12 protein-coding genes are annotated in these 10924 nt (G+C 72.6%); 4 read left to right on the forward strand and 8 right to left on the reverse strand.

Translation table 11 applies throughout. The features are described from left to right. Window positions 1-2 precede the first annotated feature (2 nt). Window positions 3-965, reverse strand: a complete 963-nt coding sequence (pip, locus tag ACWC91_RS35120) for a prolyl aminopeptidase (RefSeq protein ID WP_450640568.1) — start codon at window positions 963-965, stop codon at window positions 3-5. Window positions 966-1026: 61 nt separating this feature from the next. Further along, window positions 1027-1725, reverse strand: coding sequence for a uracil-DNA glycosylase (locus ACWC91_RS35125; protein ID WP_225074191.1), 699 nt, complete (start codon window positions 1723-1725; stop codon window positions 1027-1029). A 55-nt stretch (window positions 1726-1780) separates the two neighbouring features. Here ACWC91_RS35125 and ACWC91_RS35130 point away from each other — a divergent pair, with 55 nt between their 5' ends. After that, complete coding sequence (locus tag ACWC91_RS35130; protein ID WP_450640567.1) at window positions 1781-2281, forward strand: RNA-binding S4 domain-containing protein; 501 nt, start codon at window positions 1781-1783, stop codon at window positions 2279-2281. 63 nt (window positions 2282-2344) lie between these two features. On the opposite strand, the gene ACWC91_RS35135 is transcribed toward ACWC91_RS35130, so the two are convergent. Continuing rightward, window positions 2345-2806: a DoxX family protein gene (locus ACWC91_RS35135; protein WP_450640565.1), complete on the reverse strand. Its 462-nt coding sequence runs from the start codon at window positions 2804-2806 to the stop codon at window positions 2345-2347. 136 nt (window positions 2807-2942) lie between these two features. After that, window positions 2943-3638 (reverse strand): class I SAM-dependent methyltransferase, encoded by a 696-nt coding sequence (locus tag ACWC91_RS35140; RefSeq protein WP_281156252.1) that lies wholly within the window; start codon window positions 3636-3638, stop codon window positions 2943-2945. A 143-nt stretch (window positions 3639-3781) separates the two neighbouring features. Between ACWC91_RS35140 and ACWC91_RS35145 the strand changes: the two genes are divergently transcribed. Continuing rightward, a complete protein-coding gene (locus tag ACWC91_RS35145; RefSeq protein WP_141361913.1) occupies window positions 3782-4048 on the forward strand; it encodes a DUF6343 family protein in 267 nt (88 codons plus the stop codon). A gap of 46 nt (window positions 4049-4094) precedes the next feature. On the opposite strand, the gene ACWC91_RS35150 is transcribed toward ACWC91_RS35145, so the two are convergent. The 4 genes from ACWC91_RS35150 to rpsA form a co-directional block, all read right to left on the reverse strand. Beyond that, window positions 4095-4457, reverse strand: coding sequence for a tetratricopeptide repeat protein (locus ACWC91_RS35150; RefSeq protein WP_225074195.1), 363 nt, complete (start codon window positions 4455-4457; stop codon window positions 4095-4097). Window positions 4458-4507: 50 nt separating this feature from the next. Next, complete coding sequence (coaE, locus tag ACWC91_RS35155) at window positions 4508-5143, reverse strand: dephospho-CoA kinase (RefSeq protein ID WP_281156253.1); 636 nt, start codon at window positions 5141-5143, stop codon at window positions 4508-4510. A gap of 88 nt (window positions 5144-5231) precedes the next feature. Next, window positions 5232-6170 carry a PAC2 family protein gene (locus ACWC91_RS35160; RefSeq protein ID WP_225074197.1) on the reverse strand — a complete coding sequence of 313 codons (939 nt, stop codon included), beginning with the start codon at window positions 6168-6170 and terminating at the stop codon, window positions 5232-5234. Between the two features lie 178 nt (window positions 6171-6348). Then, window positions 6349-7839, reverse strand: coding sequence for a 30S ribosomal protein S1 (rpsA, locus tag ACWC91_RS35165; RefSeq protein WP_225074198.1), 1491 nt, complete (start codon window positions 7837-7839; stop codon window positions 6349-6351). A gap of 315 nt (window positions 7840-8154) precedes the next feature. Between rpsA and ACWC91_RS35170 the strand changes: the two genes are divergently transcribed. Continuing rightward, window positions 8155-9042 (forward strand): class I SAM-dependent methyltransferase, encoded by an 888-nt coding sequence (locus ACWC91_RS35170; protein WP_450640562.1) that lies wholly within the window; start codon window positions 8155-8157, stop codon window positions 9040-9042. Window positions 9043-9098: 56 nt separating this feature from the next. Beyond that, a partial coding sequence (locus ACWC91_RS35175) for a DEAD/DEAH box helicase (RefSeq protein WP_450726197.1) occupies window positions 9099-10924 on the forward strand: 1826 nt, incomplete at its 3' end.

The raw sequence follows: 10924 nt of genomic DNA on the forward strand, positions 1-10924 counted from the left end.
GCCTAGTGCTGCGCGTACTTGTCCGTCGCGGCCACCAGGGCCTCCACCACGCCCGGTGCTCCCGAGTCGTGACCGGCCTCGTCCACGACGGTCAACTCGCTGTCCGGCCAGGCCCGGTGGAGGCGCCAGGGGGTGCCGAGGAGGTTGCCGAAGTCGAGGCTGCCCTGGACGAGGGTGCCGGGTACGCCCCTGAGCCGGTGGGCGTCGCCCAGCACCACGCCCTCGTCGTTGCCCTCGCCGAGGAAGTGGTCGTTGCCGAAGTAGTGCGTGACGGTACGGGCGAAGCCCATGCGGAACGCGGGGTCCTCGTAGCGCTCGACGGAGCGGGGCGGAGCGGGGACGGTCGCCGTCTCCCAGTCGGTCCAGGCGCGCGCGGCCCGCTCGCGCACCGCCGGATCGGGCGACTCGATCAGCCGGTTGAAGGCGGCCGCGAGGTTCCCGGCGCGGTCCGGCTCGGGCAGCTCGGCGAGGAACCGCTCGAAGGCCTCGGGGAAGACCCTCCCCAGGCCGTGGGTCAGCAGGGTCACCTCGGGGTTGGAGCCGGTCGCGATCCCCGTCAGCACCAGCTCGGAGACCACGCCGGGACGCGTCTGCGCGTAACGCAGCGCCAGCACCGACCCCCACGAAGCGCCCCACACCAGCCACCGCTCGACGCCCAGGTGCCGCCGCAGCAGCTCCAGGTCGGCCATCAGGTGCTCGGTCGTGTTGACGCTCATGTCGGTGCCGTACACGCTCGCGTGCGGCGTGGAACGGCCGCAGCCACGCTGGTCGAGCAGCACGATCCGGTACGCGGCCGGGTCGCAGTAGCGCCGGTGGCCCGGCGTGCACCCGGAACCCGGCCCACCGTGCAGCATCAGGGCCGGCTTGCCGCGGGGGTTGCCGCAGACCTCCCAGTACACGCGGTTGCCGTCACCGACGTCGAGCAAGCCCTGGTCGTACGGTTCGATCTCCGGATACAGGCCCATCGGGGCACCGTAACGGGCGTACGGCGGCCGCATCGTCTCATTTCCCCAGATGACAGGAGGGCTACCGCACCGGAAGCCCTGCCACTTGCGCCGCCGTCCGCAGGACGTCCCGGAGCATGCCGGGGGTGAGCCTGCCGGTGAAGGTGTTGCGCTGGCTGACGTGGAAGCAGCCGAAGAGGTCGAGGCCGTCGAGGGACACCCGGGTGCCGTGGACGAAGGGCGGGCGGGGACGGGGTACGGGCCAGCCGGCTTCGGTGAAGGCCGGGAGGGCCGCCTGCCAGCCGAAGGCGCCCAGGACGACCGCGGCGCGGAGGGTGGGGCGCAGCAGGGTCAGTTCCTGGACCAGCCAGGGGCGGCAGGTGTCGCGTTCGCCGGGGGTGGGTTTGTTGGCGGGGGGCGCGCAGTGGACGGGGGAGGTGACGCGTACCCCGTACAGCTCCAGGCCGTCGTCGGCGGACGTGGAGGTGGGCTGGGAGGCCAGGCCCAGCTCGTACAACGCCTCGTACAGCACGTCGCCGGAGCGGTCGCCGGTGAACATGCGGCCGGTGCGGTTGCCGCCGTGCGCCGCCGGGGCCAGTCCGACGATCAGCAGGCGGGCGTCCGCCGGTCCGTAGCCCGGTACCGGACGGCCCCAGTACGTCCAGTCGGCGAACGCGGCCCGCTTGGTGCGGGCCACTTCCTCCCGCCAGGCGACCAGCCGCGGGCAGGCCCGGCAGCCGGCGATCCGCTCGTCGAGGGCGGCGAGGCTGCTGCTGTCCATGGCTCCACCGTAATTACCTCCGGTCCGGAGCGGTCGGGCCGCTAAGGTCGGATGCATGGCTTCGCAGGACGACCGAGACGTGGATTCGAAGACCGCCGCCGCCGCCGTCGCCGCCGAGGCGGCCGGGCCGGCGAGCGGGGAGAACGTGCGGATCGACAGCTGGATCTGGGCCGTCCGGCTGGTCAAGACCCGCTCCGCCGGCGCCACCGCCTGCCGGGGCGGGCATGTCCGGGTGAACGGGGAGCGGGTGAAGCCCGCCCACTCGGTGCGTGTCGGCGACGAGGTGCGGCTGCGGCACGAGGGCCGCGAGCGGATCGTCGTCGTCAAGCGGCTGATCCGCAAGCGCGTGGGCGCTCCCATCGCCGTCCAGTGCTACGTCGACAACTCCCCACCGCCCCCGCCCCGCGAGGCCGTCGCCCCGATCGGCATCCGCGACCGCGGCACCGGCCGCCCGACCAAGCGCGACCGCCGCGAGCTGGAACGGCTGCGGGACCTAAGCGGTCCGGGTGGTTCCGGAGGCAGCCCGAGCGCGGGGAGCCGTCCCAAGGGGCGGTGACGCCGGTCCGTGCGAGCCGGTTCGCCGCGGTCCGGATTGTCGCGGTCCGGATTGTCGCGCCCTTCATGCCTGCCGCCGCAGCAGCCGCAGCAGCCGCGCGTTGTGGTCGCGGCGGGCCCAGGCGATGACCGCCAGCGGAACGATCAGGACGATCGGGGTCGCCGCGTTCTGCCCGTCGAAGGCGGTCAGCTGCACGATGAACGCCCCCACCATCAGCGCGCTCAGCGCCACCGCCGACACCGACTGGAGCACCGGGATCAGCAGTGCCACGCCGCCGGCCAGCTCCAGCGCCCCGATGCCGTACATGCCCGCACTGCCCCAGCCCATCTCGTCGAAGACCTCGACCGCCGTCGGATGCGCGATGAGCTTGGGCAGCGCACTGGCGAACACGAAGAACAGCCCGAGCAGCACCTGCACGGCCCGCAGCGCGACACGGGCGGCGCGGTGGCCGGAGGCGGGCGTCCCGGCGGCGACGGACGCCGGGACGGACGTGGTGGGTGCGATGGGGGCGGCGCGCTCGGACATGTGGGTCTCCCTGTGTGCGGCGATGAGCAACGGCTGTCGTGCTTTCGCAGGGGTAGACCGGTCCGCGCCCCGGAACTCATCGCTGTCCGGGCTCCATCATCGCTGTCCGGGCTCCGTCATCGCTGTCGGGGCTCCGTCAAGGACACTCCTTCCGCGCCTCCGGAACCGCCCGCACCCACGTCCCGTCCTCGGTCAGACACCTGTCCACCCTCAGGCCCGCCTCCGCCAGCGCCTCCTCGAACTCCTCCTCGGTCAGCGGCCGGGACCTGAAGGTCTGGGTCCAGGTCGCGTCCGGGAACACGTACTCCGCGCGCACCGCGTTCACCCCGTCCCCGACCGGCTCGGCCGACAGGATCCGCACCGTGAAACCCGCCGGGTCCTTCCGCTCGCGCGGCACATTGATGTGGTAATCGCCGCCCTCCCTCTGGATCAGTACGCAGCCGCCCTCCGCGACATGCCGTGCGCAGGTGCGCAGCAGCCCGCGCCGTACCTCGGGGTCGCCCGTGTGCACCAGGAACGACGCGAGCACCACGGCGTCGAAGGTCTCCCTCACGTCCAGGCGCTCGATGGGGCTGCATATGGTCCGTGCCCCACGCACCCGCTCCAGCATGTCCGGTGACTCGTCCACCGCCGTGACGGTGAAGCCGCGCTCCAGCAGCGGACGGGTCACGCGGCCCACACCGCAGCCCAGCTCCAGGATGTGCGCGCCCGCGGGCACGGCCGCGGCGATGACGTCCGGCTCGCTCCCCACGGGCAGCCGCGCGTACAGCTCCACCGCGCAGCCGTCCGGCGTGATCGCTCCTGGTCCCGTCCCCTGATGGCCCTCGCGCATTCTCAGCTCCATGCCCGGACAACGGCCCGCCTCCGCACGACCGTTCCCCTCCCGGTCTGGTTCACCCGTCCGAGTGAGGCCGGCACGGCTTTGGGGTGCGGCCCGGGCCAGAGTTACGTTGCAAGGAGGAGTGGAGATCGGCGATGCGTACAGGCAGTGAACCCGCCACCGCTCGCAGTGCCCTGCGGGCGCGGTTCTGGCTGAGTGTGTGGGGGCTGGTCTGGGCGGGCTTCGGCACGGTGATCTTCGTGCTGGTCGGACGGCCCGGCTGGGCGGCGGCCTGCGGGGTGCTGTGGCTGGTGATGGCCGTCGACCTCACGGTGGTCGTCCGGCACCTGCGGCAGGGTCCGCACTACCAGCCGGGGCGGGACGTACCGCCGTACTGGCCGCCGGACGACCGACAGCGGTAGCCGCGGGCCGCCGGCCACGCGAAGAATGGCCGGCCGCGGGCGGCCGTCAGGTGTCGAACCGCGCCCGTTTCAGGTACTCCGGGTTCGGGTCCAGCGCGGCGGCCAGCCGGAAGTGGCGCCTGGCCTCGTCGGGGCGGCCCTGCCGCTCGTAGGTGCGGGCGAGCGCGAAATGCGCGTACGCGTTGTCCGGTTCGCGCTCCAGCACGATGGTGAACTCCAGCTCCGCGGGCCGGAGCTGGGCGGCTGCGAAGAAGGCGCGGGCGCGCAGCAGCCGGGCGGAGGTGTTCTCTGGATGGGCGGCTATGACCCGGTCGAGCAGCTTGACCGCGCCCCGCGGGTCCCGCGCGGCGAGCAGCTTCTCGGCGGCGCGGTAGTCGATGACGTGAGTCTCCGGAGTACGTTCGGGCACGACTGCTTCCTTCCCTGGCCGAGGGGGTTCAACGCCCCGGCCGGGCAGCCCTATTCCTGGGATCCCCGTTCCCGGTACGCCCGACGGGGCGTGTGCGCCCCGCGGACCAGCTCCGCCCAGACCTCCCGCACCCGCCGCTCGAGCCGCTCCAACGGTACGTCGTTGTCGATGACGATGTCCGCGATCTCCAGGCGCTTCTCCCGGGTCGCCTGCGCGCCCATGCGCGCGCGTGCGTCCTCCTCGGTCATCCCGCGCAGCCGCAGGAGCCGGTCGAGCTGCGTCGCCGGGCTCGCGTCCACGACGATCACGAGGTCGTAGAGCGGGGCCAGGCCGTTCTCCGTGAGGAGCGGGACGTCGTGGACCACGACGGCGTCCTCGGCGGCGGCCTCCTCCAGTTCGCGGGAGCGGGCGCGCACCAGGGGGTGCACGATCGAGTTCAGGACGGCCAGCTTCCCGGAGTCGGCGAAGACGACGGAACCCAGCCTGGGCCGGTCCAGGCTCCCGTCCTCGGTCAGCACGTCCGGGCCGAAGGCGTCGACGACCGCCGCGAGGCCGGGCGTGCCCGGAGCGACGACCTCGCGCGCGATGCGGTCGGCGTCGATCAGCACCGCCCCGCACTCCACGAGCAGCCGCGACACCTCGCTCTTACCGGCACCGATGCCCCCGGTGAGGCCCACTCTCAGCATGAGCGGCAGCTTAGGCCCTGTCCCCGGCGGCCCGCCCGCCGGGTGGGCACCACCTCTTGCCCTCCCCCGCCGGCTCACGCACCCCGCGTCAGTTCTCGCCCTCCCGCTCCGCCAGGAAGCGTTCGAACTCGCGGCCGATCTCGTCCGCCGACGGGATCTCGACGGGCTCGGCGAGCATGTTGCCCCGGGTCTCCGCGCCCGCGGCGGCGTCGTACTGGTGCTCGAGGCCCTGGACGAGGGAGGTGAGCTCCTCGTCGCCCTCGCGGATCTGCCGGTCGATCTCGGTCTGGGTGCGGTGGGCCTCGTTGCGCAGGGAGTGGGCGACGTTCGGCAGGACCAGCCCGGTGGCCGAGGTGATGGCCTCCAGGGCCGTCAGCGCCGCGTCCGGGTACGGGGAGCGCGCGATGTAGTGCGGCACGTGCGCGGCCACGCCCAGCACGTCGTGCCCGGCCTGCATCAGGCGGTACTCCAGCAGCGCCTCCGCGCTGCCCGGCACCTGTGCCTCCTCGAACGGGCTGCGGTGGCCCGGTACCAGGTCACTGCGGTTGCCGTGCGGGGTCAGGCCCACCGGGCGGGTGTGCGGGACGCCCATGGGGATGCCGTGGAAGTTCACCGACAGGCGTACGCCGAGACGCTCGACGATCTGCCGTACAGCCGCCGCGAAACGCTCCCACTCCACGTCGGGCTCGGGCCCGGACAGCAGCAGGAACGGCGCGCCGGTGGCGTCCTGGACGAGACGCACCTCGATGCCCGGCACCTCGTACTCGGTCCAGCGGTCCCGCTGGAACGTCAGCAGCGGGCGGCGCGCCCGGTAGTCCACGAGCCGGTCGTGGTCGAAGCGCGCCACGACCTGGTGGGGCTGCGAGTCCAGCAGCCGATCGACGATCTGGTCGCCGGTCTCCCCCGCGTCGATGTATCCGTCGAAGTGGTAGAGCAGGACAAGACCGGCCGACTCCTGGGCGAGCGCCATGTCGACGACGGCCAGACCCTTCGGCTCCCATGCGTACAAACCCTGCGGATCAAGCACTGTGTGACCGCCCCTCCTCGTATTCGTAGGTTCACAACGAGCTGTGGGACGTTCGCATTCCCCGTCGGCCGCAAGTGGCCGCGAGGTACTCCGAACAGCCCGAAGGGCCGCACCCGGAACGGGTGCGGCCCTTCGAGTCATCGGCTGAGCCTCAGCGGCTGGGCCCCTGTGCGGGAGCTCAGCTCTGGCCGCCGGCCAGCTTCTCGCGGAGCGCGGCCAGCGCCTCGTCCGACGCCAGGGCGCCGGAGTTGTCGCCGCCCTCGGAGGAGTACGAACCGCCGGACGCGGCCGGAGCGGCGGCCTCGCCACCCTCGGCGGCGGCAGCGGCGTCCGCCTCGCGGGACTTGATGACCTGCTGCTGGTGCTGCTCGAAGCGGGACTGCGCCTCGGCGTACTGGCGCTCCCACTCCTCGCGCTGCTTCTCGTAGCCCTCGAGCCAGTCGTTGGTCTCGGGGTCGAAGCCCTCGGGGTAGATGTAGTTGCCCTGGTCGTCGTAGGACGCGGCCATGCCGTACAGGGTCGGGTCGAACTCGACCGCGGACGGGTCGGCACCGAAGGACTCGTTGGCCTGCTTCAGCGAGAGGCTGATGCGGCGACGCTCGAGGTCGATGTCGATGACCTTGACGAAGATCTCGTCGTTGACCTGGACGACCTGCTCCGGGATCTCCACGTGGCGCTCGGCCAGCTCGGAGATGTGGACCAGACCCTCGATGCCCTCGTCCACGCGGACGAACGCACCGAACGGAACCAGCTTCGTGACCTTGCCGGGCACGACCTGGCCGATCTGGTGGGTGCGGGCGAACTGCTGCCACGGGTCTTCCTGGGTCGCCTTCAGCGACAGGGAGACACGCTCGCGGTCCATGTCGACGTCGAGGACCTCGACGGTGACCTCCTGGCCGACCTCGACAACCTCGGACGGGTGGTCGATGTGCTTCCAGGACAGCTCGGAGACGTGGACCAGACCGTCGACGCCACCCAGGTCCACGAAGGCACCGAAGTTGACGATCGAGGAGACCACACCGGAGCGGACCTGCCCCTTCTGGAGGGTCGTGAGGAACGTCTGGCGGACCTCGGACTGGGTCTGCTCCAGCCAGGCACGGCGGGACAGGACCACGTTGTTGCGGTTCTTGTCCAGCTCGATGATCTTGGCCTCGAGCTCCTTGCCGACGTACGGCTGGAGGTCGCGGACACGGCGCATCTCGACGAGGGAGGCCGGGAGGAAGCCACGGAGGCCGATGTCGAGGATGAGACCACCCTTGACGACCTCGATGACGGTACCGGTGACGATGCCGTCCTCTTCCTTGATCTTCTCGATGGTGCCCCAGGCACGCTCGTACTGGGCGCGCTTCTTCGAGAGGATCAGGCGGCCTTCCTTGTCCTCCTTCTGGAGGACCAGGGCCTCGATCTCGTCGCCGACGGCCACGACCTCGTTCGGGTCGACGTCGTGCTTGATCGAGAGCTCGCGGCTCGGGATGACACCTTCGGTCTTGTAACCGATGTCGAGCAGGACCTCGTCCCGGTCGACCTTCACGATGACGCCGTCGACGATGTCGCCGTCGTTGAAGTACTTGATCGTCTCGTCGATCGCTGCGAGGAAGGCTTCCTCGTTACCGATGTCGTTGACCGCTACCTGCGGGGTGGTGGCGGTGGTCTCGGTGCTGCTCGTCATGTGGGAAAGGGCTCCGGTACGGACATTGAAGTCGTAGGTACTGCATTACGCCGGGAGCCCGTTTCGCTCTGCAGAAGCCGGACAGCCAAGGAAGCGCCACACAAAATCGGTGACGCCTCGACAACCGAGGGGACATACAACAGATGCGAGCGCAGCCTGCTCCGTCTGAGGCGCGCAGGCCCGCAGCGCAACTTGTAGCATACGGGGGCAGCCGGACAGGGTCAATGCGCGAAGCCGCACAGCCGGGGCAAAACACCTCATATCCGGCAGAAAACCCGTCTCCCGAGGCCACGCAGACCCGAGCCGGTCCCTCTGTTGACAGTGCCGGGACCAGTCGGACGGGAGAGCCCGCAGATTAGTACGAGGGAGCCGATCATCCAAGAGTCAGCACCGTCCGAACAGTTCGAACCGGCCGAACCGGAGGCCACCCGGCGCGAGGCCGGTGCCGCGGAGAGCTCCCGGGCCAACCGGGGCTGGTGGGACCGCAACGCGGACGAGTACCAGATCGAGCACGGCACGTTCCTCGGCGACGACCGTTTCGTGTGGGGACCGGAGGGCCTGGACGAGGTGGAGGCGGGGCTGCTCGGCGACCCCGAGGACCTCAAGGACAAGGACGTCCTGGAGATCGGGGCCGGCGCGGCCCAGTGCTCGCGCTGGCTGGCCGGGCAGGGGGCGCGCCCGGTCGCCCTTGACCTGTCGCACCGCCAGCTCCAGCACGCGCTGCGCATCGGCGGAGCGTTGCCGCTGGTGTGCGCCGACGCGGGCGCGCTGCCGTTCGCGGACGGCTCCTTCGACCTGGCGTGCTCGGCGTACGGGGCGCTGCCGTTCGTCGCCGACCCGCGCGCGGTGCTGCGGGAGGTGCGCCGGGTGCTGCGGCCGGGCGGGCGGCTCGTGTTCTCGGTGACGCATCCGATCCGCTGGGCGTTCCCGGACGAGCCCGGCCCGGAGGGGCTGTCGGTGTCCGGCTCCTACTTCGACCGCACGCCGTACGTCGAGCAGGACGAGGACGGCCGCGCGGTGTACGTCGAGCACCACCGGACCGTAGGGGACCGGGTGCGCGACGTGGTGGCGTCGGGCTTCCGGCTGGTGGACCTGGTCGAGCCGGAGTGGCCGGCCTGGAACACCTCCGAGTGGGGCGGCTGGTCGCCGCTGCGCGGGAGTCTGATCCCGGGAACGGCGATCTTCGTCTGCGTACGGGACTGAACGCGGCAGTGAGTGCGGGACCGGGGGACCGGGTGCGGGAGTACGGGACCGATCGCGTGATCCGCCACGCCGAGCTGGGCGCGCTGCCGGTGCGCGGCGCGCTGCCGGCCCTTCACGAGGCCCTGGACGACCACGGGACCGCGGTCCTGGTGGCGCCGCCCGGCACGGGCAAGACCACGCTGGTGCCTCTGGCGCTGGCCGGGCTGCTGGGTGAGGGGCCCGCACGGCGGGTGGTCGTGGCCGAGCCGCGACGGATCGCTGCGCGTGCTGCGGCCCGGCGGATGGCGTGGCTGCTGGGCGAGAAGGTCGGCGCAAGCGTCGGCTACACCGTGCGCGGGGAGCGTGTCGTCGGGCGCCACGCGCGCGTGGAGGTCGTCACGACCGGTGTGCTGCTCCAGCGACTCCAGCGGGACCAGGAGCTGGCCGGCGTCGACGTGGTGGTGCTCGACGAGTGCCACGAGCGGCATCTGGACGCGGACACGGTGGCGGCGTTCCTGTGGGACGTGCGCGAGGCACTGCGGCCGGAGCTGCGTCTTGTGGCCGCCTCGGCCACCACGGACGCGCGCGTGTGGGCGCGGCTGCTGGGCGGGGCGCCGGTGGTCGAGGCGCACGGCGTGTCGCATCCGGTGGAGGTGGTGTGGGCACCGCCGGCCCGGCCGGTACGGCCGCCGCACGGGATGCGGGTGGACCCCGCGCTGCTGACGCATGTGGCGTCGGTGGTGCGGCGGGCGCTGGCCGAGTGCGCGGGGGACGTGCTGTGCTTCCTGCCGGGCGTGGGCGAGATCGGGCGTGTCGCGGGTCTGCTGGGGGACCTCGGGGACGTGGACGTGCTCCAGGTGCACGGGCGGGCGCCGGCGGACGTGCAGGACGCGGTGCTGGTGCCGGGGCGGCGGCGCCGCGTGGTGCTCGCGACCTCGGTCGCCGAGTCGTCGCTGACGGTGCCCGGGGTGCGGGTGGTCGTCGACTCGGGGCTCGCGCGGGAGCCCCGCGTGGACCACGCGCGCGGGCTGAGCGCGCTGACGACGGTACGGGCCTCGCGGGCCTCCGGGCGGCAGCGGGCTGGACGTGCCGGGCGTGAGGCGCCGGGCGCGGTGTACCGGTGCTGGGCGGAGGCCGAGGAGGCACGTCTGCCCGCCTTTCCCGCGCCGGAGATCAAGGTGGCGGATCTGACGGCCTTCGCCCTTCAGGCGGCCTGCTGGGGCGATCCGGACGCCTCCGGCCTCGCGTTGCCGGACCCGCCGCCGGGCGGGGCGATGGCGGCGGCCCGGGAGGTGCTGACGGCCGTGGGCGCGGTGGACTCCGCCGGACGGGCCACGGACCGGGGGCGGTCGCTGGCGCGGCTGGGGGTGCATCCACGGCTGGGGCGGGCCCTGCTGGACGCGTCCGCCGTCGGCGGGGCCGAGCGGGCCGCGGAGGTCGTCGCACTGCTGAGCGAGGAGCTGCCGCGGGAGTACGGGGACGATCTCGCCACGGCGCTGCGGACCGCCCGGCGCGGCGGTGACGCGTACACGGCGCGGTGGCGAGCGGAGGTCCGGCGACTGCGGGCCGCCGTGTCGGAGGTCTCCGGCAGGTCCCCCGGGACGGCCCGCTCACGGACGGACCGCCAGGCCGAGACGGTGGGCCCGGAGGGGAGGGCCGCGGAGGCGCTGCCCGGCTCCGGGCGCGAGTCCCGACCCGGGGCCGCCGCGGAAACAGGCCCCGCCGGACCCCCACCCGCACACTCACGGACCGACCGCGAAGCGAGGGCGGTAGGCCCGGAAGGGAAGAACACGGAACCGCTGCCCAGCTCCGGGCGCGAGTCCCGACCCGGGGCCGCCGCGGAAACAGGCCCCGCCGGACCCCCACCCGCACACTCACGGACCGACCGCGAAGCGAGGGCGGT

The organism is Streptomyces sp. NPDC001204, assembly GCF_053598035.1.